This is a genomic window from Methylobacterium sp. 10 (assembly GCF_000519085.1).
Classification (GTDB): domain Bacteria; phylum Pseudomonadota; class Alphaproteobacteria; order Rhizobiales; family Beijerinckiaceae; genus Methylobacterium.
This window is the reverse complement of sequence record NZ_KI912577.1, coordinates 625,831-648,545: the sequence shown is the minus strand read 5'-3', so window position 1 is coordinate 648,545 and position 22,715 is coordinate 625,831. Positions and strand designations below refer to the sequence as shown.

The window sequence follows — 22,715 nt, the reverse complement described above, 5'->3', positions numbered from 1 at the left end:
AGCCCGCCCCTTGGGAACGTAGACCTTCGCAACCCGCCGCGACGAGACCGTGGACAAAGCAAGCCGCTCTGATATGGTCCGTCCCGCTGGATCGAGGAAATTCGCCTGTCGAGGCGTTTTTCTGTCTATCGGCACGCGGGCGTAGTTCAGTGGTAGAACGTCAGCTTCCCAAGCTGAATGTCGTCGGTTCGATCCCGATCGCCCGCTCCAATCATTTCAAACACTTAGCTGGTGCGGCGAGTTGCTCAGAAATAGGGCTATACCACATCGATTCCATCGTTCCGGCCTGCCAAAGATGTCGCCCTGGCGGTCGGAAAGATGTCTGACGGCTTTGAATGCGATTTCAAGTTGCACCCATGTCGACTGAAGGACGGCATGGATGGCTAAATCGCGACTAGCCGTCACTGCCCCGAGGGGGGCGACCTAATCCACGCACCGGTCAGCCGGCCTGACGCCCGAAGCGACCATCGCCCAGCGCGACCAAATACCTGCTCCAATGAGCCCGGTCTTCCATTTTCGTTTTGAGTGTTCCAGGGTTCAGCTTCTGCTTGGCGACCGATGCCCCCCCCGTTTCGTCCATGGCTGCAGGGACGCCAGGATCTCCTCAGGCGTCATGCCGCCCTCTGCCGGCAGGATCGCTCGCACCTCCTGCATACCGCGATCCCAGAAGGCCTCGGACCGAGAGCGCCGGAGCTGGTCTTCACAGACCGCAGGGCAGATCGTAGCCTGTCCGCCTCTGCGACGGCCATTGCGAGCTGCGCGGCGATTCCTTCTGCTTTGACTTCAGATTCCCGAAACAAGCCGAGGAGGTGCTCGCAATCCTCAGCCTCGTCCCGCCGGATCTCATCCAAGGAGGCACGCTCCTGTTGCCAGCCGAGCGCTGCCTCACCCTGGGCCAACAGCCGTGTTTCCTTCACCAGGGCGCTGGAACGCTCCTGAACGCTTGTTGGAAGATCCTTGAGTTCCAGCTGACGCTTAAATCTCCCGGCCTCCCGCCACGCAGCGAGGTGCTTCAAGATCACATCCGGCGATCCCCCGTTTGCCAGTCGTTCGTGCACGCGCCGCCTGGAGGGGCGCTGGCCCCCTGCCAGAAGCGCGTCCGCCGCTTCGAACACTTCGTCTTGCGTTGGCATGTGAAGGGGATCCTCGAATGACAAGAGGATGAAGCAAAACTGCTAACTTTCATTTGAGCGCTCTAATACCAGGAACCGGTACGCGGTACCTGGTATTGACCGTGACCAGACCAGACCAGACCAGACGGCGTGCTGCTGGGCTGATTATAAGAATTAGCCGGGGTCGCGACGCTTCCAGCGCCCGCCGAATGAGCCCCTATCAGACCCAGCAAATGCCGAAGACCGGTACAGGACGACCATGACATCGCACGACGCACACGCCGGCCACGACCACGGACCGCATGACCATGAGACCTGTGCATCCGATGGCCATGACGTACATTCCCACGGGCCTGGCCACTCCCACGCCCCCGCGAACTTCGGGAAGGCGTTCGCCATCGGCATTGCCCTCAACGTGGGTTTCGTCGCCGTCGAGGCGACGTACGGGGTATTGGCGAACTCGATGGCCCTGCTGGCGGATGCCGGCCACAACCTGTCCGACGTGCTCGGCCTCGTCGTCGCCTGGATCGCGACGGTTCTGGCCAAGCGTGCCCCGAGCGCCCGCTACACCTACGGCCTAAAGGGCTCGTCGATCCTGGCGGCGCTGTTCAACGCCATGTTCCTGCTGGTGGCCGTCGGGGGCATCGCCTGGGAAGCCATCCAAAGGTTCGGCGAGCCGGCCCCGGTCGCCGGCAAGACCGTGATGATCGTGGCCGGAGTCGGCATCCTCGTGAACGGCCTTACCGCCTGGCTGTTCGCATCGGGTGCCAAAGACGACATCAACATCCGGGGCGCCTTCCTGCACATGGCAGCCGACGCCGCCGTCTCCGCGGGTGTGGTCGTCGCCGGCCTCGTCATCCTTTCCACCGGCTGGACCTGGCTCGATCCCATGGTCTCCCTCGCCATCGTGGCCGTCATCGTCTGGAGCACCTGGGGACTTCTTCGCGATAGCCTCACGCTGTCCCTCGCCGCCGTTCCCCCCGGCATCGACCCGGACGCCGTCCGCGGCCACCTCGAAGGACTTCCTGGCGTAATGGCACTCCACGACCTTCACATCTGGGCGATGAGCACCACGGAGACCTGCCTGACGGCTCACCTCTTCATGCCGGGCGGACGTGCCGACGACGCCTTCCTGATGAGCGCGGCGCACGGGATCAAGGAGCGCTTCGGCATCGGCCACACGACCCTTCAGGTGGAGACCAGCGCTGACACCGTCTGCGCCCTCGCACCCGAGCACGTGGTCTGAGCGACAAGCTCCGCACAAGCCATGGGCCGTCTCTTCAGGGGAACGATGAAGCAGCTGCACGAGGCTCGCCATATGGGCGGAGTAGATATCCCGGGCCCGGACATGCCGATCACGCGTTGACGACTTGGAAACCCTGAGACGGACTGCGCGATCTTGTTAGGCGCGTCAGGTTTCATGCACTTCGGCTTGTCGGAGGACACGAGGTAATCTTGGATCGGTTTGGGATTATCGCATGTTCCTGGCCGTAGAATGTTTCCGGGAGCACGACCATGAAGTTGAGCCTACTCGCCTGCGCCGCCGCCCTTTCGTTGGCCCTCTCGCCGGTCGCGGCCCTCTCGCCGGTCGCGGCCCTCGCGCAGCACATCGACGTCGGCTGAGGCGGCGTGGGCGTCCACGGAGACAGCCATGGCGAACGCCACGGCGAGGGCCATCGCGACCGCCATGACGACCGCCACGAGGTCGTGCGCGAACATCACCATCACGACGACCATCATGGCGGCGAGCGTCGCACCACGATCATCGAGCGCCACTGAGCCCTTTCGATCCGGAATCTCGTGAACCCATTTTCGCGAGGTCCCGGGTCATCGGGTTCCGAATCGATGAACGCGGGTTTCAGGCCCCGTTCAACTCACCGCGCCCATCCTGAGGGCATATCCCCTTGAGGAACGTGACATGCGAATTCGGATTCCAGCCTTGGTCGCCGTCAGCCTGATCCTTGCCCCCGCCGCGGCCTCAGCCCAGTATTACGGTGGCGACTTTGACAGGCGCGGTGGCGACGTTCACGTCGACCGGTACCACCACGGCGATCACGACGATGTCGTGATCCACCGTCAACGCCGGGATTATGGTGACCGCGCATACTACGGCGAGGGCAGGTTCTACGGTGAACCCCGTCATCACCATCATCACCACCACGACGATTGAGGTTCCGCCCTCATCTTGGGCCCCCCGGCATGTACGGGTGGCCCTGAATCGTTCATAAGGCGATCATGACCACCGGACCCCGGACCAGGGCCTACAACACGATGCACGGCTGGTGGGCGACCACCGTCCGCATGCTTTCGTTCGTCCTCGTCCTGGCGCTCGTCGTCCCCGGCGCGATCCATTCCGCCGAGGCCCATCGTACGGCCAGCCACGAACTTTCGGTGTCCGCACCGGGCCAAGCGGCGGCGACGGACCATTCTGACGCCTGTCCGGCCTGCCATGCAAATTGCGGCTGCCATCAGGGTCTGAGCATCGACGGGACACTAGCCCTGCCGTCCCCCGGGACCGGGCGCGCCTCCTACGCGACTGTGACGGCCTCCCTCGGGTCCGTCTCACCGGACCGCCTCCCAAGGCCGCCTCGCGCCTGAGGCGACGCCGCCACGCTCATGGCGCGTCCCTGCCGGCCCCTCGCGGGTTCCGGCTGCCTCACCATCGCGAACTCCCAGTACGGGACCGTCCCCAGCCGCATGAGCGGCGACGCGACGTCCCGGTCGGAACCCGGCCCATTCCCATGCGTGCATTTCTCTCCGTGGCTTTCCTAGCCATCGGCATCGCCATCGGCGGTGCGTTCCCCCGCGTGTCCGAGGTGGTGCAGGGCGCCCTCGCCGCCGCCGGCCTGACGAATGCCCGGGCGGCACCACCAACCAATGCGGCCATGACCAAGCCCGCCGCCGCCGCAACCGACGACGGGCACGGCGACCACGGCCACGAGCACGCCGAGGGCGAGCCCAAGCCGGCGGGCGAGGCCAAGCACTCGGAGGGCGAGGCCAAGCCGGAGGCCGGCGGCCACAAGCATGCCGAGGGCGAGGTGCACGGCCACGGCGAGGAGGGCGAGGGCAAGATCAGGATGACGGCCGAGCAGGCCGCCGAGCAGGACATCAAACTAGCCAGGGTCGAGGGCGGCATCCTCTCGCGCCACTTGCTGGTGCCCGGCACCATCGCGCAGGATGCCGATCGGATCGCCCGCGTCCCCGTGCGGGTCGTCGGCACCGTCTCCGAGATGCGCAAGCGCCTCGGCGAGGAGGTCGCCAAGGGCGAGGTCGTGGCCGTCCTCGACAGCCGCGAGGTCGCCGAGGCCAAGAGCGACTTCCTGTCCGCGACGGTCAAGGCGGACCTAGAGAAGACGAATTTCGATCGCCAGCAGGCCTTGTGGGACAAGCGCATCTCGGCGGAGTCCGCATTCCTGAACGCCAAGGCGGCCTACTCGGAGGCGACTCTGCGCGTCGACCTCGCCCGCCAGAAGCTTTCGGCGCTGGGGCTGAACGCCGCCGAGGTCGCGACCTCCGCCAAGAAGGACGAGACCACCCCGAACCTGTCGAGCCTGCGCCGCTACGAACTGAGGTCACCCCTCGCCGGACGTGTGGTCGAGCGCAAGGTCGACGTCGGGACCGCCGTCGGCAAGGAAGGCGACCCGGCCGACGTGTACACGGTCGCCGACCTGTCCTCGGTGTGGATCGAGCTCGCCGTCCCGACCACCGAACTCCCGAAGGTCCGCGAGGGCGCCAAGGTGACCATCGTCGGGGGCGACGACGCGGCCCGCGGCGAGGGCAAGGTCGTGTTCGTCAGCCCGATCCTCAACGCGGAGACCCGCTCGGCCCGGGTCATCGTCGCCCTGCCGAACAAGGAGATGGCCTGGCGGCCCGGCACCTTCGTCACCACCGAGGTCGAGATCGCCCAGGACAAGGTGAAGGTGCGGCTTCCGAAGTCCGCGATCCAGACCATCGGGGCTGAGAAAGTCGTCTTCGTGCGGACCCAGGAGGGCTTCGTGCGCCGGGACGTGACCATCGGCAAGGCCGACGACGACGCCTTCGAGATCCTCACCGGCCTGAAGCCCGGGGACGAGGTCGCAGTGGCCAACTCCTTCGTCCTGAAGGCCGAGCTCGGCAAGGCCGAAGCCGACCACGCGCACTGAGGGCGGCCATCATGATCTCGAAGATCCTCGACTTCTCCGTCCACCAGCGCTGGCTCGTGGTGCTCCTGTCGCTGCTGGCGGCCGGCTTCGGCGTATTCTCGCTGACGAGGCTGCCCATCGACGCGGTGCCGGACATCACCAACAACCAGGTGCAGATCAACACCACGGCGCCGTCGCTCTCCCCGGTCGATATCGAGAAGCAGGTGACCTACCCGGTCGAGACCGCGCTCGCCGGTATCAAGGGCCTCGAATACACCCGCTCCCTCTCGCGGAACGGCTTCTCCCAGGTCACGGCCGTCTTCTCCGAAAAGCTCGACATCTACTTCGCCCGCCAGCAGGTCGCCGAGCGCATCGGCGAGGCGAAGTCGACCCTGCCGCCGGGGGCCGAGCCCCACATGGGCCCGATCTCCACGGGCCTCGGCGAGATCTACATGTGGTCGATCCACTACGCCAAGCCCGAGGAGCGCAAGGTCTCCCCCGACGGCAAGGCGGGCTGGCAATCGGACGGAAGCTACCTGACGCCGGAGGGCCAGCGGCTCACGACGGAGCTCGCACGTACCGCCTACCTGCGTACGGTCCAGGACTGGATCATCCGCCCCCAGGTGAAGACCGTGCAGGGGGTGGCCGGCGTCGACAGCATCGGGGGCTTCGACAAGCAGTACCACGTCCAGCCCGACCCGATGAAGCTGACGGCCCTTGACCTGTCCTTCGCCGACATCGGCCGGGCGCTGGAGGCCAACAACGCCAACCAGGGCGCGCGCTACCTGGAGGACAACGGCGAGGGCTACGTCGTGCGCGCCGCCGGCCGCCTGGAGACCATGGAGGACATCGCCGGGGTGGTCGTGACCACGCGCGGGGGCGTGCCGGTCCGCATCTCCGACATCGCCGAGGTCCGGATCGGCCGCGACCTGCGCACCGGATCAGGCAGCGAGGACGGGCGCGAGGTCGTCATCGGCACCGCCCTGATGCTGATCGGCGAGAACAGCCGCACCGTGGCGGCCGCGGTCGACGCCCGCATGACCGAGATCCGGCGCACGCTCCCGCCCGGCGTCGAGGTCCAGACCGTCCTCAACCGCACGGTCCTCGTCGAGGCCACTATCCGAACGGTGGCCAAGAACCTGGCCGAGGGCGCCGCCCTCGTCATCGTCATCCTGTTCTTGCTGCTCGGCAACATTCGGGCTGCCATCGTCACGGCCCTCGTCATCCCGGTGTCGATGCTGATGACCATGACGGGAATGGTCCAGGGCCGCATCAGCGCCAACCTGATGAGCCTCGGCGCGCTCGACTTCGGCCTCATCGTCGACGGCGCCGTGATCATCACCGAGAACGCCCTCCGTCATCTCGCCGAACGGCAGACCGAGCTCGGGCGCAAGCTCGACCTGGAGGAGCGCCTCGTAACCGTGCGCGCCTCGGCCGAGGAGATGATCAAGCCGTCCCTCTACGGGCAGGCCATCATCATCCTCGTCTACGTGCCGCTCCTCACCTTCACCGGGGTCGAGGGCAAGATGTTCGAGCCGATGGCGCTCACCGTCATCATCGCCCTCGTCTCGGCCTTCGTCTTGTCTCTCACCTTCGTGCCGGCGATGATCGCCATCGTCATCACCGGCAAGGTCACGGAGAAGGACAATTTCATAATCCGCGGGATCAAGGCGGCCTACCGGCCGGTCCTCGGCGCCGCCCTGCGCGTCCCGATGACCTTCGTCGCCGTCGCGCTCCTGCTGCTGGTCGGGGCCGGGTTCCTGTTCACCAAGCTGGGCCAGGAGTTCATCCCCCAACTCGACGAGAAGAGCATCGCGCTCAACGCGCAACGCATCCCGTCGACCTCCCTGACCCAGTCCCAGGCGATGCAGCTGAAGGTCGAGCAGGTCATCAGCCGATTCCCCCAGGTCGCCTACGTCTTCTCCAAGACCGGCACCGCGGAGGTGGCCTCCGACCCGATGCCGCCGAGCTCGTCCGACACCTTCGTCATCCTCAAGCCGCAGGAGGAATGGCCCGACCCGAGCCTCACCAAGGCCGACCTGCAGGAGGACATCGAGAAGGCCCTCGGGGCGCTCGCGGGCAACGTCTACGAGTTCTCCCAGCCGATCCAGCTTCGCTTCAACGAGCTCCTTGCCGGTACCCGCGGCGACCTCGCCGTGAAGGTGTTCGGGGAGGAGTTCGAGCCGATGCTCAAGGCTGCCAACCAGGTCGCTACCATCCTGCGCGGCACAGAGGGTGCCGACGACGTCAAGGTCGAGCAGACCGCCGGCCTGCCGTTCCTAGAGATCAAGATCAACAAGACCGAGGCCGCCCGCCTCGGCCTCAGCACGTCCGCGATCCAGGACGTCATCGGGGCGGCCATCGGCGGGCGGGAGGCCGGCATGGTGTTCGAGGGCGACCGCCGCTTCCCCATCGTCGTGCGCCTGAACGATAAGGTCCGCGAGGACCGCGAGGCCCTGGAGAACATCCCCGTGCCGCTGCCCCCGGGCGTCAACGGGCGGGCCTCGTCGGTGCTGCTGAAGCAGGTCGCGAGCTTCTCCGTCACCGAGGGGCCGAACCAGATCTCGCGCGAGAACGGGCGCCGACGGGTCGTGGTCACCGCCAACGTGCGCGGCCGCGACATCGGCTCGCTCGTCGCGGAGGCGCAGGCGAAGGTCGCGTCCGGGGTCCAGCTTCCGGCCGGGTACTACGTCACATGGGGCGGGCAGTTCGAGAACCTGGCCTCGGCACGCCAGCGTCTGATGGTCGTCGTCCCGGTGTGCTTCTTCCTGATCTTCCTGCTGCTGTTCTCAGCGCTGAACTCGGCCAAGGACGCCTTGCTGGTGTTCAGCGCGGTCCCTCTGGCGCTGACCGGCGGCATCGCGGCCCTATGGCTTCGGGGCATGCCGTTTTCCGTGCCGGCCGCCGTCGGTTTCATCGCCCTGTCCGGGGTGGCGGTGCTCAACGGGCTCGTGATGCTGACCTACATCAAGCAGCTCATCGCGGAGGGGAAGCCGCGCCGCGAGGCCATCCTCGAAGGGGCCATGACCCGCCTGCGCCCGGTGGCGATGACGGCCCTGGTGGCGTCGCTCGGATTCGTGCCCATGGCCTTGGCGACGGAGACGGGGGCCGAGATCCAGCGTCCCCTTGCGACCGTGGTCATCGGCGGCCTCATCTCCGCGACGCTCCTTACGCTGGTCGTCCTGCCGGCGCTGTATGCGCGCTTCGCGGGGGGCATCGCCCCGAAGACGGTCCGGGGCACTCAGGCCGGACATGGCACGCGTCCGGTCATTCCCCAGGCTGCGGAGTAGCCCCGGCAAAAGGGCACAGGCCATGGAGGGCAAGGTTTTCGCGGTGCTTCTCTGGTTCGGGTGGCTGTCCCCGGCCCAAGCCCGGGAGGATCCCCCGGGGCTCGCCTGGGGACTCGTGTCGTGGGGACTCGTGTCGGAGGTGCCGAGGCCCTCGATGGTCGATCGGGAGGCGAACGTCACGGCGCTGATCTACTTCCACGGCAGCGCTCTGGCGGCGGGCGCCGACACGGACAGGGGCATCCTGGAGGTCTGCAAGGACGAGGGACTTCAGCAGGTCATCTCGCTGAGCCGCTCCCTGTCCGACGCGGAGCCGCCCGGGCGATACGACACGATCGAGCGGGAAGGGGTGAGGCGCCATGGCCGACCGCGGAGGGACGACGTCACCGGGGATGCGCTGTGGCCGTCGGCGCAGGTGTTCCTCACGGTGCGGCAGGCGGCGCCTGAGGAACGGCGTCTCTCCATGATGTCGCGAGGCCCGCGATACGCATCCTGCTCGGTTGCCCACGAGGCGGCCACGGGCTATCCCGCCGCGGACCATGGCGCCCGGCTCCTCGGTCCCGGCAGGCCATGAAGGATCAGGACCTGGAACGTGTCCGAAACAAGCGCACCCGGGCGCGCCGGCTTCCTAACTCGCCGTCGGCACGGGCCCTACACGGTGCCGTGGTGATCGTCGCCGGAGGTATTGGTCCAGAGGATCAGGCGCCAAAGTACGGAGCCTGCCTGCGGATGCTGGTGATGGTTCTGGGGCGGGAACGGGGCGTCCGCATTGCAGGTCACCTCTTTTCCACAATTCCACAGCGATAGATCCCCGATCTCGGCACCGTGGCACCCGGCTTGTAATCGGTGGTCCACACCGGTTCGCTGCCTTCACACTTCACGACCTTCTGCGCGTTCTTGTACCAAGCCACGGCTTCGCAACCCCACACTGTTTCATCCGCATCTTGATGCAAGATAATGCCTGGCCTGCCCCTCACAAGGACATTGGGGACCGGTGCACGAGTTGGAGCGGAGTTATCCCGCATTGCCTTCCGCCAACGCTTTACGACGTTCCGACCGCATGACGGGACCGTCGCACATCAGACTTCGATACGGCCGGGCTGCGGCCTCGCCCGATGTTCCGCCTCGATGAGTAAGAAGGCCGCACGGACCATCACTGATTGGGGTGGCAAGGGCACGCGTCGCCGACGCCGGGTCTGGCCGCATGTCCTGAGGGCGGCCCGGCTTGCGTTCCTGATCGCCCTCATGGGCATTCCGGTCAGCGTCTACTTCTGTCACAGCCTCTTCCACACGGCAGTCTGGACGCAGGGCGATCCATCGTGGGCGAACAGGAACCTCATCCCTTCCAACCCACCGGCGGGCACCGCTGCCCGGTGAGGCCCAAGCCGTTGGAGAGCGCCATTCCCTGGGCGGGTCCGTCGGGAGTGGTTTTTACGGTTCCGTCAGCCAGGATGCGGCGGTACGGAGGATAATCTTTCGTTGACTACGGCGAGGCGCGGGGTGGCCTCCCATCGGAACCCTATCGGGAGCAAGGCCGTTCCTGGAGGTCGCCCTGCGCCAACGGTGCCTGTCTTCGCCGGCGCTTGGCCAAGGGCCACCAACAACCAACGAGGAAGCCCCTATGAGGAAGTCCCTTTTCGCAATCGCCGCTCTGGCCGCGCTTGGAGCCGTCGGCATCGCGGCACCCGCCTCGGCCACCCCGGGCATGGTCGGCGCCGTCGACGCCCCGACGAGCATCGTCGACGTCCGCATGCATGACGGCCACGGCCATCGTGGGCATGGGATGCGCCACCGCCATCACGGGGGGCACGGCATGCGCCACCACCATCACCGTGGGCGCATGATGCGGCATGGCCACGGCCATCGCCACCACCGCATGTGATCGTCAGGGGTCCTTCGGGGCCCCTTTTCGTTTCAGGGCATCCCGATCGATTCGGGTGCCGATCCCCCCGGGCCGTGCGTGACCGTCAGGGTGGCGGCGTCGCAGCGGCAAGTGCGGCCCTGGCGGCGTGCGTTCGCTGGAAGCCGCCGTGACGCTGGCGGCCGAGCGGGTCGGAATGCACGTGCTGTATCCATCCGCGTCGGACCATGACATCGAGCGAGCGCGCATCGAGACGCGCGCCCTCGATCCAGCCCTCGTCCGGGACCTTGAGGAGAAGCGCGCGGTGCCGATCGGTGAGGCGCCAGGGCGATGGGCCCGCGGTCGCCTGCCGAGCCGCCAGGCCCTGGTGGACGGCCTCAGGGAGCCGAGCCCGAGCGACTTCAGGATCGCATCGACGCCGTCCGTCAGGGCCGCGGGACCGGGCTGCAGGATCAGGGTCACTCTTGGCATCATTGCAATCCGAGGGTGGGAACGCTGCGTGGATCGACAACCTGCACGCTTCGCTACGCCACTCCGCTTGCCGGCCCTGCCGTGTCTTCCACGGGGGGCCCATCCACGACTCGGACAGGTCCGAGGACGAGTGTCGAACGAACTTCACCGTCGGCCTCGTCACGTCACCGGCATGCCGCAGTGGCTGTGTCGCGTCCTCGAACCGAAACATGCGACCCCAACCACCGCTTCCGTAAGGGTAGAGGAAAAAAGCGTCTCATGCCCGCAGCAGTGATCTTCGACGTCGATGGCACGCTCATCGACTCGGTTCCCCAGCACGCCCAGGCTTGGCAGGACGCCTTCCGCGACTTCGGCCACGACAGCCCCTTCGAAGACCTTCGGAGGTAAATAGCAAGGGTGGCGACCTTCTGCTCCCGGTGTTCCTGTCCGAGGACGAGATCGTGGAGAAGGGCTACGTGCTGGAGAAGCACCGCTCAAAAATCCTAAAGCAACGCTACCTGCCGACGATCAAGGGTTTGCCGCAGGTCCGAGCGTTCGTCGAACGTTTGCTGGCCGACGGGAAGAAGCTCGCGTCGGCCTCTTCCGCCAAGGGAGACGAGCTCAAGGTTTATGAGAAGATCGCCGGCATCGAGGACCTTATCAGCACCGAGACGTCCTCCGACGATGCCGAGGAAAGCAAGCCGAACGCGGACATCTTCCTGGATGCCCTGAAGCGGCTCGAAGGAATCGAGGTCGATGACGCCATTGTGGTCGGCGACACGCCCTACGATGCGGAGGCCGCCAGCAAGGCGGGCATACGCACGATTGGGCTGCTCAGCGGCGGTTGGACGGCGGATGAGATGAAGCAGTCCGGCTGCATCGCCACCTGCCGGGATCCGGCGGACCTGCTGGCCCAGTGCGTGACCTCCCCGCTTGTCGGGTCGCAGGCCTGAATGTTAGCGCTCGCGGAGCATCCGTCATGGGCGACACGATCCTACGCCTCTCCCATGGTCCGCACCTGCGCACCATCGCCATGCCGCGCGACACGAATGCAGGCGGTGCGATCTTCGGCGGTTGGACAGTGTCGCAGATGGATCTTGCCGGTGGCACCTTCGTGGCTCAGCGGGCCCAGGGACGCGTGGCAACGGTGAGCATCGATGCGATGCCCTTTCTACGGCCGATCACAGTGGGCGATGAGGTGAGCTGCTACTGCGCCTTCCAGGAAGAAGGCGAGACCTCCTTGGCCGTGAGGATCGAGGTTTGGGTCTGGGACCGCACCGGCAGCAACCCGGAGAAGGTGACGAAAGACGTGTTCACCTGCGTCGCGCTGGATGATGAGGGGAAGCCGCGCCCCCTTCATGACAAGCAGACATAATGAACGGACGCCCGGAGCGAAGGGTCCGCCAAGCCCCTTTCAGATGAAGCGAGCGACCCCGTCGGCGTGCGCCGCGAAGTCCACGAGAAACGCCATGCCCAAGCTGATGGTGATCACGTAATCCGCATCTTTCCGGCCGATGTCGCGTACTTCACCGTCTGTGAGATCGACTGGGTGCCTCCGGACGGTAGACCGCATTGTTGATCGGCTTAGTAGGCCCTTCAACTCCGCGTTCGTTACTGGTTCGAGCGATGCCCGTGGCGAACATCATACTAGCGGTTCGATCCAGCGTCCGCGAAGCCAAAAAAGTCATGTTGTGCCATGCCGATCAACAAGGGCAGGCGAGGGTTTAATCGGCGTTGCGAATGGCCTCAATGACCTGATCCGTGCTGTATGGCTTCGGAACGAATAGACCGTGGTCGGGGACCTCGCGGTCCGCAAACCGATGGCGCCCGGAAGTCAGGACCAGTCGGATGTCCGGCCAGTGATCATTCACACGCTCGGCGAGCGCCACACCGTCCATCGTTCCTGGCATGTCGACGTCTGTGAACAGCACGCCGATATCCATGCGCTCATGAAGGACGAACCATGCCTCATCGGCATGGCGTGCCTCGACCACGATGAAGCCGGCATCCTCAAGCATCTCGACGGCGCACAACCGGACGAGATCATCGTCCTCGACCACGAGGACCCGGGATGTTTCAGGCGAACGTTTCTTCGGCATCTCTGAACAACATTCGGGTGTAGGGTAGGTTGCCTCACGATCTGTGCCTGCAACCTGGTCGGGACCAAGCAAGTCCAGGGAAATCAGTTCCGCCATTGCGACCGAACTGCGAAATCGCGGCAGCACACGCTTAGGCTAATAGTGCGTACGTACCAGAAATCACGAGCTTGACCGGAACAAGATTGCGCACAACTCGTTTGTGCTGCGCTGCCGACGCATCGTGGTGACGTGGTTTCGACCCGTCATGCCGGAACCGCTGAGCAACTCGCGGGACGTCGCATCCCCATCCGACTAAGAAAACTTGGAGAGCGTCATGGTTGATACGAGCCGCATCACGGGTGCCGCAAACAATCTTGGGGGAAAGGCCGAGGCCGCCATCGGCGACTTGGTCGGTTCCAGGGAGCACTCGGTCAAGGGCCGTGTCCGGGAGGCCCAGGGGACTGCGGAGAACCTCTACGGACAGGCCAAGGATGTCGTCCGGAACGTCGCCGACGAGGTCTCGGACTACGCCGAGGACGCCTACGACCATAGCAAGCGTCAGATTCACGAGGTTCATGAGCGTTCCACCGAGTGGCCGCACGCCTCCCTTCTGGTCGCGGGTCTCGTCGGCTTCGGCCTCGGTCTCCTCGTCGCCAAGCTTTAACGACCTCGCTTTCGTTCAAAGACCACCCACGTTCCGGAGTAGCCCAGTGTCCGCTTCCCCCATGCTTCCGACCGCGTCCGCCGCGGCCCCAGCCGATACCCGCACCGTCCTCCTGAATCAGGTTTCCTGGGGAGCCATCTTCGCTGGGGCCGTCACCGCCCTCGTGACCCAGGTCATCCTGAACATGGTCGGCGTCGGCATCGGCCTGTCCAGCGTCGGAGCGAACGCCGCCGACAATCCGGCCGCCTCGACCCTGTCGCTCAGCGCCGGTATCTGGTTCATCGTCTCGGGCATCGTAGCCGCTCTTGCAGGTGGTTTCATCGCCGGGCGCCTTTCGGGCAAGCCGGTGACGGCCGCCGCCGGACTGCACGGCCTGGTCTCCTGGGCGGTGACCACCCTCGTGGTCCTCTACCTGCTGACCTCGGCGGCCGGCGGCCTCATCGGCGGAGCCTTCTCGGGCGTGACCAGCACCCTCGGCGGCGCCGGTTCCCTCGTTGGCGGCACCGTGCAGACGGCGGCCCAGGCGGCGGCACCCTCGCTGTCCAAGATCACGACCCCCCTGGACGGCATCGAGCAGTCGGTCCGCAACCAAGCCGCCGGCCAGGACCCGCAGGCGGCCAAGGATGCCGCGGTGGCGGCGATCCGCGCACTGTTCACGGGTGACCCGGCCCAGAAGGCCCAGGCCGAGAACCGTGCCGCCGACGCCCTCGCCAAGGCCCAGGGCATCCCGGCCGACCAGGCCAAGGCCCAGATCCAGGACTACAAGAAGCAGTACGAAGAGACCGTCGCTACCGCCAAGCAGAAGGCCGAGGCCGCCGCGGTCGCAGCCAAGTCCGCCGCCACCCAGGGCGCCTTCTACGGCGCGCTGGCCCTGATCCTCGGCGCCCTGGCCGGCTTCCTCGGCGGCCGTCTGGGTACCATCGCCTCCGTCGGCCTCACCGAGCGTTACGAGACCCGTCGCGCCTAATCCCAAGGGGGTCGACCGCTCGGGTCGGCCCCGCCCGCACCTTCTCACCCAGGGCTATTACAATGATCCGCAAGCTCCTCACCGCCTTCCTCTTGCCGAAGGTCATCGCATACGTCAGCCGCCGCTTCGGTGGCCGTGCCTCGGCGCCGACACGCCGCCACTGATTGGAGCGTCGCGTCTCCGTCGCCGTGCGAACCGTCCGGCCGGGACCATCAGGTACAGTCTCACGGTTCCCGTAGTGGACGACGGTCCAACACCGATCTGGATAGAGAAGAAAAAAGCCGCCCTGTATCCAAGGCGGCCTTTCTCGTGTCGATCAATAGAGCGAGTTGGCCATCATCGTCCGCCGGTGACCGCCCGCATAGGCGCCGAGGCAAGGTCGGCCGTCGAGCCGACGGTGTCCTGGATCCCGGACCCAACGTTCGACAGATGCTCGCCATAGGTCTCGCGCGTCTGCGGGTCGATCAGCGCCACGGGGGCCGCGACGGCGAGGGCCGCGCCGGTCGCCACTGTCGATGCGGCGCCGGCCGCCGTGCTTACCAGACGGTCGCCGATGCCGATCTGACCGTCCGAGATCGGCTGGCCGTCGGCGAGCCGCTTGCCGAGCAGCGCCACCACGTCGCCCGAGGCGAACTTGGCGTGGTTTAGGGGGTCGTCCGACTTCACCGACGACAGGTTGAGGACCGAAACGTTCTCACGCTCCAACTCGGACCGGTAGGGCTCGACCCGCGGGTCGATGGCCCCAAGCCGTACGCTATCGCCCCAGACCAGCCGGGAGACAGCCAGGGCTTGGTCGTCGCCCGATACCATCAGCGTCAGGCGCGGGCGGTCCTTGCCCATGTCGTGAAAGGCCGCGCGGGCCAAGTCCATGTCGACGTCCGGGGCTGCCAGGATGACGTTCCTGATCTTGGGGGCGATGCGCCGGTCGCGTATGGCCATCTGGCGCAGGCTTTCCAGGGCGAGCCAGTTGCCCATGGAATGGGCCAGGACCGTCACCTCCCCGACGTTCGGGTCCTTGGCGAGATCCCGGAGAAGGGTCTCAAGTCCGTTGCGGGAGAAGTTGGTGCTCTCCCGGTCATAACCATAGGCGAGCACGGAGCCACGCGAGGGCCACGTGAACAGGACCGGCGCGACCTCGGCACCGGAATCGTGGACGATCTGGGCGAAGCGGAAGACCGCGTCCGCGAACTTGTTGTTGAAGCCGTGCACGAACACGAGGACGTGCCGTTTCGCGGCGCCACGAAGAGGACGCTTGGTCCAGGCGGCGACGTTCGCGCGCTCGACCGGATCTGCGCGCAGGGCGACGAAGTCGGTTGCCGGGTTTCCCGGCACGGATTTCGGCCATTGTACCGACCCTGGCTGCCGGATGGCATCAGGCGGAATGGATACGGACAAATCGGTGTAGGTGACGGCGTCGCCGCGCTCACCCGAGAACAGAACTCCGCTGTCGGCGGAGGACTTCCGCGTCGTGGCCACGAGCATGTCGACGCGCGAGGCGCCGGGAATCCGCCCGACATCAGCGATGGGCAGGAGCACCCCGGTCGGACGCCCCGCACAGGCCGCCAGGGAAACCAGCACCGAGACGGCGAGCCCTGCGCCCGCACATCGACCAAGCCATTCGAACACCAGCGCCACCAAACAGATCCAGCCGTGAGAAGCCATGAGCGACACGCCCACGGTTAACGAAGTGTGTCCTGGGTGCTCGCAGATTGCGGCGGTTAGACGGGGCGCTTCGCCCAGGTGACGATGCCGGAGGCGGGACCATCGCGGGCCCCGCACGTTAGTCACGGGCGGCGCCCTGGACGCGGCCGGTTGGAGAGGAACAAGGCACATGCAGTCAGGCACCCCCCCGCCCAGGTGACGACCCGCTTCCGCCCATCGGCGACCCTACCCCCGAGCCGCAGACACCTGAGATCGATCCGCCCGTCGAGCTGCCGGCTCCGCAGCCACCCGGGCCCATCGAAGAAGGCTGACCGCGGAAAGTTTCCGTCCGTATGGTCTCGCCCATGGGATGGAACTCAGGCGCGTCGCCGGGCCTTTGTGGTCACTGTGAAGGAGAACAGGATGTACCGGTGCTGCTAAGACCTGCGGAAGCCGCCGCTGCGGTTGACTTATGAAGTGCAGGCGAGAATATCGGACATTCGGAGGCTCTTATACTGTATTCATCCGGACGCCCGTTCGGTCGCCCGACCAATCGTCAGCACTACCGCGGCCCCCAGGACGACGGCGACGCAGGCATAAACAGCGAAACCCCACTCGCTACGGGCTCTGCTAAGTCAGCGCCTCGTCCTCCACACGGTCCAGTGCGCGACCGGCTCCAGTCCAGATCGGACCTGAAGCCGGTACGGTTCCAATCATCCCACTCATAGGGAGAGAAGCTATGGCGAGCCTCAGCCCTTTTTCTGGTAGGCCTTGATCGCTGCTTGGCACCCGGGCGACAGCTTGGACATGTTCTTCTGGAAACAAGCTTGCGTCTCGGGACCGTCGGTCGGCGGCAGGCCGACACAAAAGGTCGTGAAGTCCCCGGCACACTGCTGCTGCAGGACAGCCTTCTCCTCGGGTGACATGGGAGCCGCCAAGGCAGCGCCCGTCATGAAAGTGGCGAGCACGATGCCCAGCCCATAACGTATCGACATGATTGATCCTACCAGCATCCGGCCAATTGAGGGTGCGGGGTCCAGAACGCTTTCGGCGGCTTGGCAGTTGCACCCATAGCGCCTGGTAGCCACTCGTATCGGGCACCATCGCGAACCATTGAGGAGATGCAGGCCATAAATCCGGGCCTGCATCGCTAAAGCCATCCGTTCTTCCGGAACCGCCAGTACAGTACGGCGCAGGCCGTGACGATGCCACCGAGCACGACGAAGTAGCCGTAGCGCCACTTCAGCTCGGGCATGACCTCGAAGTTCATGCCGTAGATCCCGGCGATGGCGGTGGGAACCGCGAGGATGGCCGCCCAGGCCGCGAGCCGCCGCGTGATGCTGGTTTGCTGGGCCTGCCCGAGCATCAGGCTCGCCTCGAACGCGAAAGCAAGGACCTCGCGCAGGGTGTCGATCTCCTCCTGCACGCCTCGAAGGTGGTCGGAGACGTCCCGGAACAGTGGCTGCATCTCCTCGTCAATAGCCACCATGTCGTCGTGTTCGAGCTTGCGGCAGACCTCGACGAGCGGGACCACGGCCGTCCGCAGGCGCAGTAGGTCGCGACGCAGCAGGTACAACCTTTCCACCTCAGCCGGGAGCAACTGGCGCTTAAGGATGCGGTCCTCGATGGCCTCGACCTCGGCCATGACCGTCTCCATCACCGGTCGGTAATTGTCGACGATGAAGTCGAGGACGGCATGGAGGATGTAGTCCTCGCCGTGGGCAAGCTGCTTCGGGCAGGATTCGGTTTTCTCGCGGACGGGCGCGTAGGAGGCCGAGGCCCCGTGCCGGACAGTGACGACGAAGCCTTGACCCACGAAGATCTGGGTCTCGCCGAGCGCGATACGGCCATCGACCAACTGGGCCGTGCGCACCACGACGAAGAGGCAATCGCCGTATCGCTCGACCTTGGGACGCTGGTGGGCATGCCGAGCGTCATCGATTGCGAGGCGGTGCAGTCCGAACTGCTCCTGTATTTCGACGAGCAGTTCCATCGAGGGCTGGTAGAGGCCAATCCAGACGACGTGGCCGGGGCGCCGCGCCCAATCCCCGGCCTCGTCGATCCGAATGTCCGCGACCCGGCATCCGCCGGCGTAGACGCCCGAGGCCACGAGGCCGGGAACGCCCGCATCGGGCAGGGCGACGGGCGGACCTTCGCCGGCCGGGTCGCCGGGCCGCGTCGTCGGTGTGCCTGAAACGCTCCGTTCGTCCTTCGCCATGGTTTCGGCCGTCATGCGGTACGCTTCCCTTCGGCCTCATCGGCCTCGGCCGCGTGCCCGGCCTTGCGTGCATCCTCCGCTTTGAGCTCACGTTCCGCGACCAGCCAGAACTGCATGTCGAGACCTCCCGGCCTATGGTTGCGATCCCAGAGCTCGTACGCCCGCGCGCGGATACGGTCCGGGGCGATAACTGGCATTGCGGTCATCGTTTCCTCTCTCCGTCCGGTTCTTCCCCGACGACGGCGACGCCGCCGTTCGGGTGACCGCCAAGACGTCTCGTGATCGTGGAGCGGGTCGCGTCGATGGCGAAGGTCGCGGCCGCCAACGTACGGGGCTCGGTCGCCCGCCTCATGGAATGGCGGGCGATGCTGGCCGCCAGGTCGTCGGTCTCTCCCGCTATCGCCTCCAGCTTGGCCCTGTCGATCTCCCCCCGGGCGTTCGAGCGGAGCTCCAGCAGGCGCAGGGTCGCCACCTCGATCCGCTCGCGCCGGATGCGACCCACGCGCTGGCGCAGCCATGCGACCACCGACCCAAGGCCGCCGCCGAAGATCGCCACGAGGTAGATCCAGCTCTCGTAACGTTCGATGAAGCTCTCCTGCTCGCGCTCGTAGTAGTCGATGGCACCTGGGTGGATGGGCAACCGTGCGCTGGTTGCGCCGACGGTGGTTTCATAAGCCGGGTGAGAGACGTCCTCTGCCGCATGCGTCGCCTCCGACAGGAGCGCGCGCATCTCGAACAGATGTTGGGTCACCTCCGCGGCGACGCTGCGCGACAGGGTCGAGCGTGCCATCAGGCGGTAGGATGATCCGACCGTGGAGAGGTCCTCCGCCGGCAGGCGCGGGTCACCGTCGAACAGGCCGGCTGGGACGGTGACAGCCTGGAGGCGCGGCATGCGGGCCAGGGTCGCCGGGATGTCGGAGATCCCGAACAACGCAGCCTCGCCGTTCGTGTCTGCATCCCGGACGAGCCCGACGATGCGTTGGGCGGCCGCTGACGTCGGCGTGGTCAGCAGGATCACGGCGTCGATACGTCCGGCGGCGAGGTAAGTCGAAAGATCGGCCTCCTCGACGGGTACCAAGGTCACCGCCTTTGCGGATGCGCCCCCGTCGGGAATGTCGTCACGCAAGTCCAACCCGTGGCGAGCCATGAGGCCGCGTACCAGGGCATGGTCTGCCTTCCGGGGCGCCAATATGCCTAGACGCTTGCCGGCAAGGGCAGGAAAGCCGTCGATGCTAGCCTGACGAGGCGCGACCACGAAGGTCGCCTGCTCGCGCAGGACCGCAAGGGTGAGCCCGTTGCGCGGCATCGACACGTCCGGACGGACCACGGCGAGGTCGACCTTGCCGTCCCGGAGCGCCTCGGCGCTCTCGCGGACCCCGCCGAAGGGAACGAGACGTAACCGGATCGACGCCTTTCCCTTCGTCAATGCATCCGCGTAGGCCCGCATCAAGGCTGGCTCCGATCCGCCGTTGGGCGCCACGGCGACGATCAGTGTGGTCGGATGTGTGAGGTATGCGTAGGCGAGGCCGGCGACAGCCAGCGCCATGAGCGGCGCGCAGAACCACGCCACGCGCCAAAACGGTGCCCCCACCTTGCCCAAGCGAATATCCCCCGATGGCGGCTCATTGCCACCGGGCGAAGGTGGGCCGCAGTAGCCTCCCTTGCGAGTGAGCATCGCCGCAGGTCCGTCGATTCGCGCGGAATCCTGATGGGACACTTATGTGGAAGGCCAGGTCTCCCGCTCGAACCCTTATGCGACCAGGCTCAGGTTACGGATGCGGTCCCGACGATGGATCGCGCGAACCCAAGCCGATCCATGCCTGTCCCCCTCCCGGTCCCCGCCATCGTAGCCGAGGCGCCCCGATCCCCTTCCACCAGCTTCATCGTCGGCCAGGACCCGCAGGGTCACTGGGTCGCCGTCGAGACGCACGGCCTCGGCGGCGGCCTCTTCCGTACCCGGCACGACGCCCTCCACTACGCGACCGACCTCACCGACCATCGTCCGGACGCGGTCGTGATCTCGACGGACCGCGTCGAGCTCAGAATCTGAGATGGACACCGCCGGACCCGAGACCGCCGCAAGACGCCTGCGTGAGCGGCATGCCCGCAAGCTCGTGATCCGGTACGTCGAGACTGGCGCGGTTCTCGCCGTGCTCGAAAGCATCGGGTGGATCCTGGGGTTGACCGCCCAAGCCACCGTAGCGGCGCTGTGCGTCGGTCTGCCAGTCATGGCGCTGGTCCGCCACATCGCGGTGCGGGCAATCCGCTGCCGCACGATACGTGCGTTCCGGACGAGCTCGTTCGCCCCGTCCCGGCCCAACACCCTAGGCCCGCAAGCCGGGATTGGTTCAGCAGGAAATGTCCGGCCATCGTTCCGAAGGCCATCCAATGAGGGGGGCGCAAACCGCCGACAGGCCGAGGGCGACGACCAGCCGCTTTCTCGCCGCGTGGGAAAGAAGCGGGATCGCGGCGATCACGGACATGACCGCCATCATCGGCGCGTAGGCGATGATGGTCCAGACGAACACGGCAACGGCTACGCAACCCGCTACGAAGAATCCTGTTCGGGCTTTTTCACGATGCAGGAGGTCCGTGGGATCTCTCTCAATCCAATGAGGGCTTCCACCTGACCGTCGAATGAAACGCGCCGCCGCCCCGCTCTGGGGACCGGGTCGTCGATCTCAACCATCCGCGTCGTGCGTCTGGTCGAGGGATTTCAGCACATCCGGTTGCCGCCTGTAGCGCCGCCGCATGCGCTGCTCGTCCGCCTCGACGGTGTCGCAGCGTAGGCTTCTCACGGCCTCGCCAATCTCCCGGCCGCGCGCCGCGTCGTAGGCGTCCTCCCCACCCCAATGGTTGCAACCCATCCGCCGCGTCACGTAGGCTTTCGCGTCCGCGGGCAGGTCGGGTCCGGCCCGGACGAGTTGGGGTCCGAGAAGCGGAACGGCTGAAAGGATGGCCAAGGCCGTCCTTAGGATCATCCCACCCTGCCTTTCATCGAATACTAGGGGCTGGAATAGCAGAGGGTCGGCGTCAGACGGAACCGTTTCGCCCCGTGAGGGGAGCCTGTCGCCGACATCGAACCGTCGCACCGGGCCCGCACTCCAGCGTCGCAACCCCACCGGAGGAACCGCTGCATGATCTCACGCCGTCACGCCCTTGCCTCTACCCTTCTGGTGGTTCTGTCCGCCCCGTTGGCTAGGGCCGAGCCGACGGTCGGCCTCGTGGAGCGCCGGGCTATCGCGACCTATCGCCAGGACCGATACCCCACCCAGGAGACGGTGATCCAGGAGGCGGCTGGCTTTCCCGTTCCAGTGGAAGTCGCGTGCGATCAGCTCACGATTCCCGGCGACGCCAAGTATTATTCCGACGAGGGCTACTTCGAGAAAACCATCTTCGAGCCGCTCGCAGCCGGGCTGAAGGAGGTCGGCAAGGACCCGATGGGACGCGAGGCTTTAGCCAAGAAACTCAAGGCGATCCGCGTCCGTTTCGACGAAAAGACTGCCCCCGCCTCGAATTACCCCAACGGCCTGAAGTTCGATGGCGGCACCCTCGACGTGAACTGGCGCCCCTTCGCCAATGTCGCGGAGTTCAAGGACCGGGTCGAGGCCGTGGTGAAGGTCCTGGAGAAGAACCTCTGATGGCGCGGGGTGAGGCCCGGGTCGCGACGTCGCGAACGGTTTGGCCCGCCTTGGGCCTCGCCGTCCTGCTGGCCACTTGCGGAGCGGCGGCAGCCGAACCGGCCGCGCGATCCGGCAACTACGAGAGCTTGACCCTGGCGGTCTCCGGCAGCGCGGTGGCGGGCGTCTTCGCCGAGCAGCGCGGGACGGCCGATCCCGGCGGCCCGCAGTTCAGTTGCATCTTCCTGATGCGCGGGACCCTCGCGGGCGACGGGGCAACGGTTGAGACGTGGTATCCAGGCGAACCGGAACGCATCGCGGGGCGCCTCGATTTCACCAGGGGCGGGGCCGCACTGACCCTCTCGGAGAACCACGGCGGCTGCCTAATGACCACGGGCAGCATGGTGGGCACCCCCTACGCGCTCTCCCGTAACGCGGGCGAGGTCTCGACGGAATGGGTCGGCGTCGGCCTGGTGACGGCCAAGCGCACGGCCTTCCGTCACGAACCCGGGCCGGTCCCGGCGCGCGCGCCCTACCTCGTCCAATACGATCCGGTCGCGGTGCTGGAACGGCGGGACGACTGGTTGCGCGTACGCTACCGGGGCGAGAAGGCTCCCGTCATTGGCTGGCTGCCGGCGGTGGACCTCGCCGTGGTCATGCCCTGAACGGCACGGGCCAGAAGTGCGCTTCGGTCCG

At 66.3% G+C, this 22,715-nt stretch carries 26 protein-coding genes and 1 tRNA gene; 17 read left to right on the top strand and 10 right to left on the bottom strand.

Going from position 1 to position 22,715, the window contains the following annotated elements:
- Positions 1-135 precede the first annotated feature (135 nt).
- Positions 136-210 (top strand) — tRNA-Gly (locus tag K368_RS0102995).
- A gap of 401 nt (positions 211-611) precedes the next feature.
- On the opposite strand, the gene K368_RS0102990 is transcribed toward K368_RS0102995, so the two are convergent.
- Positions 612-1,133 carry a DNA-binding protein gene (locus K368_RS0102990; RefSeq protein WP_027171096.1) on the bottom strand — a complete coding sequence of 174 codons (522 nt, stop codon included), beginning with the start codon at positions 1,131-1,133 and terminating at the stop codon, positions 612-614.
- Positions 1,134-1,371: 238 nt separating this feature from the next.
- Here K368_RS0102990 and K368_RS0102985 point away from each other — a divergent pair, with 238 nt between their 5' ends.
- Positions 1,372-2,358: a cation diffusion facilitator family transporter gene (locus tag K368_RS0102985; protein ID WP_027171095.1), complete on the top strand. Its 987-nt coding sequence runs from the start codon at positions 1,372-1,374 to the stop codon at positions 2,356-2,358.
- 281 nt (positions 2,359-2,639) lie between these two features.
- Here K368_RS0102985 and K368_RS26975 read toward each other — a convergent pair whose 3' ends face one another.
- Both K368_RS26975 and K368_RS26970 read right to left on the bottom strand, forming a co-directional pair.
- Positions 2,640-2,888 (bottom strand): hypothetical protein, encoded by a 249-nt coding sequence (locus tag K368_RS26975; protein WP_027171094.1) that lies wholly within the window; start codon positions 2,886-2,888, stop codon positions 2,640-2,642.
- 202 nt (positions 2,889-3,090) lie between these two features.
- Positions 3,091-3,273: a hypothetical protein gene (locus K368_RS26970; protein ID WP_197030970.1), complete on the bottom strand. Its 183-nt coding sequence runs from the start codon at positions 3,271-3,273 to the stop codon at positions 3,091-3,093.
- A 74-nt stretch (positions 3,274-3,347) separates the two neighbouring features.
- Between K368_RS26970 and K368_RS0102970 the strand changes: the two genes are divergently transcribed.
- The 9 genes from K368_RS0102970 to K368_RS0102930 all read left to right on the top strand — a co-directional run bounded on the left by K368_RS0102970 (position 3,348) and on the right by K368_RS0102930 (position 12,206).
- The gene (locus K368_RS0102970; protein ID WP_245259481.1) at positions 3,348-3,710 is read left to right on the top strand and encodes a hypothetical protein; all 363 of its coding nucleotides are present in this window, start codon (positions 3,348-3,350) and stop codon (positions 3,708-3,710) included.
- A 143-nt stretch (positions 3,711-3,853) separates the two neighbouring features.
- Positions 3,854-5,254, top strand: a complete 1,401-nt coding sequence (locus tag K368_RS0102965) for an efflux RND transporter periplasmic adaptor subunit (protein WP_027171092.1) — start codon at positions 3,854-3,856, stop codon at positions 5,252-5,254.
- A gap of 11 nt (positions 5,255-5,265) precedes the next feature.
- On the top strand, positions 5,266-8,523 hold the full coding sequence (locus K368_RS0102960) for a CusA/CzcA family heavy metal efflux RND transporter (RefSeq protein ID WP_027171091.1): 3,258 nt from the start codon (positions 5,266-5,268) through the stop codon (positions 8,521-8,523).
- A 22-nt stretch (positions 8,524-8,545) separates the two neighbouring features.
- Positions 8,546-9,094, top strand: coding sequence for a hypothetical protein (locus tag K368_RS0102955; RefSeq protein WP_051439729.1), 549 nt, complete (start codon positions 8,546-8,548; stop codon positions 9,092-9,094).
- A gap of 554 nt (positions 9,095-9,648) precedes the next feature.
- Positions 9,649-9,897 carry a hypothetical protein gene (locus tag K368_RS0102945; protein ID WP_027171089.1) on the top strand — a complete coding sequence of 83 codons (249 nt, stop codon included), beginning with the start codon at positions 9,649-9,651 and terminating at the stop codon, positions 9,895-9,897.
- 244 nt (positions 9,898-10,141) lie between these two features.
- Positions 10,142-10,402: a hypothetical protein gene (locus tag K368_RS0102940; RefSeq protein WP_027171088.1), complete on the top strand. Its 261-nt coding sequence runs from the start codon at positions 10,142-10,144 to the stop codon at positions 10,400-10,402.
- 708 nt (positions 10,403-11,110) lie between these two features.
- Positions 11,111-11,239: an HAD family hydrolase gene (locus K368_RS27255; protein ID WP_245259480.1), complete on the top strand. Its 129-nt coding sequence runs from the start codon at positions 11,111-11,113 to the stop codon at positions 11,237-11,239.
- A 29-nt stretch (positions 11,240-11,268) separates the two neighbouring features.
- Positions 11,269-11,784 carry an HAD-IA family hydrolase gene (locus K368_RS23755; RefSeq protein WP_245259479.1) on the top strand — a complete coding sequence of 172 codons (516 nt, stop codon included), beginning with the start codon at positions 11,269-11,271 and terminating at the stop codon, positions 11,782-11,784.
- Positions 11,785-11,810: 26 nt separating this feature from the next.
- Positions 11,811-12,206, top strand: a complete 396-nt coding sequence (locus K368_RS0102930; RefSeq protein ID WP_027171087.1) for an acyl-CoA thioesterase — start codon at positions 11,811-11,813, stop codon at positions 12,204-12,206.
- Positions 12,207-12,555: 349 nt separating this feature from the next.
- Here K368_RS0102930 and K368_RS0102920 read toward each other — a convergent pair whose 3' ends face one another.
- Positions 12,556-12,930 (bottom strand): response regulator, encoded by a 375-nt coding sequence (locus tag K368_RS0102920; RefSeq protein ID WP_027171086.1) that lies wholly within the window; start codon positions 12,928-12,930, stop codon positions 12,556-12,558.
- Between the two features lie 313 nt (positions 12,931-13,243).
- Between K368_RS0102920 and K368_RS0102915 the strand changes: the two genes are divergently transcribed.
- The gene (locus K368_RS0102915; RefSeq protein WP_027171085.1) at positions 13,244-13,573 is read left to right on the top strand and encodes a CsbD family protein; all 330 of its coding nucleotides are present in this window, start codon (positions 13,244-13,246) and stop codon (positions 13,571-13,573) included.
- 61 nt (positions 13,574-13,634) lie between these two features.
- Positions 13,635-14,540, top strand: a complete 906-nt coding sequence (locus K368_RS0102910) for a hypothetical protein (RefSeq protein ID WP_027171084.1) — start codon at positions 13,635-13,637, stop codon at positions 14,538-14,540.
- A 336-nt stretch (positions 14,541-14,876) separates the two neighbouring features.
- On the opposite strand, the gene K368_RS23750 is transcribed toward K368_RS0102910, so the two are convergent.
- From K368_RS23750 to K368_RS23745, 5 genes are all read right to left on the bottom strand, one after another.
- On the bottom strand, positions 14,877-16,175 hold the full coding sequence (locus K368_RS23750) for an alpha/beta hydrolase (RefSeq protein WP_245259478.1): 1,299 nt from the start codon (positions 16,173-16,175) through the stop codon (positions 14,877-14,879).
- A 755-nt stretch (positions 16,176-16,930) separates the two neighbouring features.
- Positions 16,931-17,176, bottom strand: coding sequence for a hypothetical protein (locus K368_RS0102895; RefSeq protein WP_027171083.1), 246 nt, complete (start codon positions 17,174-17,176; stop codon positions 16,931-16,933).
- A 155-nt stretch (positions 17,177-17,331) separates the two neighbouring features.
- On the bottom strand, positions 17,332-18,414 hold the full coding sequence (locus K368_RS0102890; RefSeq protein ID WP_245259477.1) for a magnesium and cobalt transport protein CorA: 1,083 nt from the start codon (positions 18,412-18,414) through the stop codon (positions 17,332-17,334).
- Positions 18,411-18,596 carry a DUF2934 domain-containing protein gene (locus K368_RS27555; RefSeq protein WP_280940253.1) on the bottom strand — a complete coding sequence of 62 codons (186 nt, stop codon included), beginning with the start codon at positions 18,594-18,596 and terminating at the stop codon, positions 18,411-18,413. Before K368_RS27555 ends, K368_RS0102890 begins: the two co-directional genes overlap by 4 nt.
- A 5-nt stretch (positions 18,597-18,601) precedes the next feature.
- Positions 18,602-19,945: a TAXI family TRAP transporter solute-binding subunit gene (locus K368_RS23745; protein WP_051439992.1), complete on the bottom strand. Its 1,344-nt coding sequence runs from the start codon at positions 19,943-19,945 to the stop codon at positions 18,602-18,604.
- A gap of 270 nt (positions 19,946-20,215) precedes the next feature.
- Between K368_RS23745 and K368_RS0102875 the strand changes: the two genes are divergently transcribed.
- A complete protein-coding gene (locus K368_RS0102875; RefSeq protein ID WP_027171080.1) occupies positions 20,216-20,449 on the top strand; it encodes a hypothetical protein in 234 nt (77 codons plus the stop codon).
- Between the two features lies 1 nt (position 20,450).
- A complete protein-coding gene (locus K368_RS26435) occupies positions 20,451-21,029 on the top strand; it encodes a hypothetical protein (RefSeq protein ID WP_155934982.1) in 579 nt (192 codons plus the stop codon).
- Between the two features lie 51 nt (positions 21,030-21,080).
- Here K368_RS26435 and K368_RS0102865 read toward each other — a convergent pair whose 3' ends face one another.
- On the bottom strand, positions 21,081-21,362 hold the full coding sequence (locus K368_RS0102865; RefSeq protein WP_245259476.1) for a hypothetical protein: 282 nt from the start codon (positions 21,360-21,362) through the stop codon (positions 21,081-21,083).
- A gap of 174 nt (positions 21,363-21,536) precedes the next feature.
- On the opposite strand from K368_RS0102865, the gene K368_RS0102860 reads away from it, so the two are divergent.
- Complete coding sequence (locus tag K368_RS0102860) at positions 21,537-22,040, top strand: hypothetical protein (protein WP_027171077.1); 504 nt, start codon at positions 21,537-21,539, stop codon at positions 22,038-22,040.
- Positions 22,040-22,684, top strand: a complete 645-nt coding sequence (locus K368_RS0102855; protein WP_027171076.1) for a hypothetical protein — start codon at positions 22,040-22,042, stop codon at positions 22,682-22,684. Before K368_RS0102860 ends, K368_RS0102855 begins: the two co-directional genes overlap by 1 nt.
- Positions 22,685-22,715 lie beyond the last annotated feature (31 nt).

Excerpts from the sequence above, each read along its gene's own strand:
- K368_RS0102945 (WP_027171089.1), top strand. The coding sequence starts at position 9,649 with ATGAGTAAGAAGGCCGCACGGACCATCACTGATTGGGGTGGCAAGGGC.
- K368_RS27555 (WP_280940253.1), bottom strand. The coding sequence starts at position 18,596 with ATGCCAGTTATCGCCCCGGACCGTATCCGCGCGCGGGCGTACGAGCTC.
- K368_RS0102940 (WP_027171088.1), top strand. The coding sequence starts at position 10,142 with ATGAGGAAGTCCCTTTTCGCAATCGCCGCTCTGGCCGCGCTTGGAGCC.
- K368_RS27255 (WP_245259480.1), top strand. The coding sequence starts at position 11,111 with ATGCCCGCAGCAGTGATCTTCGACGTCGATGGCACGCTCATCGACTCG.
- K368_RS0102915 (WP_027171085.1), top strand. The coding sequence starts at position 13,244 with ATGGTTGATACGAGCCGCATCACGGGTGCCGCAAACAATCTTGGGGGA.
- K368_RS0102895 (WP_027171083.1), bottom strand. The coding sequence starts at position 17,176 with ATGTCGATACGTTATGGGCTGGGCATCGTGCTCGCCACTTTCATGACG.
- K368_RS0102960 (WP_027171091.1), top strand. The coding sequence starts at position 5,266 with ATGATCTCGAAGATCCTCGACTTCTCCGTCCACCAGCGCTGGCTCGTG.
- K368_RS23745 (WP_051439992.1), bottom strand. The coding sequence starts at position 19,945 with ATGGCGCTGGCTGTCGCCGGCCTCGCCTACGCATACCTCACACATCCG.
- K368_RS0102990 (WP_027171096.1), bottom strand. The coding sequence starts at position 1,133 with ATGCCAACGCAAGACGAAGTGTTCGAAGCGGCGGACGCGCTTCTGGCA.
- K368_RS0102855 (WP_027171076.1), top strand. The coding sequence starts at position 22,040 with ATGGCGCGGGGTGAGGCCCGGGTCGCGACGTCGCGAACGGTTTGGCCC.
- K368_RS0102930 (WP_027171087.1), top strand. The coding sequence starts at position 11,811 with ATGGGCGACACGATCCTACGCCTCTCCCATGGTCCGCACCTGCGCACC.
- K368_RS0102875 (WP_027171080.1), top strand. The coding sequence starts at position 20,216 with ATGCCTGTCCCCCTCCCGGTCCCCGCCATCGTAGCCGAGGCGCCCCGA.
- K368_RS26435 (WP_155934982.1), top strand. The coding sequence starts at position 20,451 with ATGGACACCGCCGGACCCGAGACCGCCGCAAGACGCCTGCGTGAGCGG.
- K368_RS0102970 (WP_245259481.1), top strand. The coding sequence starts at position 3,348 with ATGACCACCGGACCCCGGACCAGGGCCTACAACACGATGCACGGCTGG.
- K368_RS0102890 (WP_245259477.1), bottom strand. The coding sequence starts at position 18,414 with ATGACGGCCGAAACCATGGCGAAGGACGAACGGAGCGTTTCAGGCACA.
- K368_RS0102860 (WP_027171077.1), top strand. The coding sequence starts at position 21,537 with ATGATCTCACGCCGTCACGCCCTTGCCTCTACCCTTCTGGTGGTTCTG.
- K368_RS0102920 (WP_027171086.1), bottom strand. The coding sequence starts at position 12,930 with ATGCCGAAGAAACGTTCGCCTGAAACATCCCGGGTCCTCGTGGTCGAG.
- K368_RS0102965 (WP_027171092.1), top strand. The coding sequence starts at position 3,854 with ATGCGTGCATTTCTCTCCGTGGCTTTCCTAGCCATCGGCATCGCCATC.
- K368_RS0102955 (WP_051439729.1), top strand. The coding sequence starts at position 8,546 with ATGGAGGGCAAGGTTTTCGCGGTGCTTCTCTGGTTCGGGTGGCTGTCC.
- K368_RS0102910 (WP_027171084.1), top strand. The coding sequence starts at position 13,635 with ATGCTTCCGACCGCGTCCGCCGCGGCCCCAGCCGATACCCGCACCGTC.
- K368_RS0102985 (WP_027171095.1), top strand. The coding sequence starts at position 1,372 with ATGACATCGCACGACGCACACGCCGGCCACGACCACGGACCGCATGAC.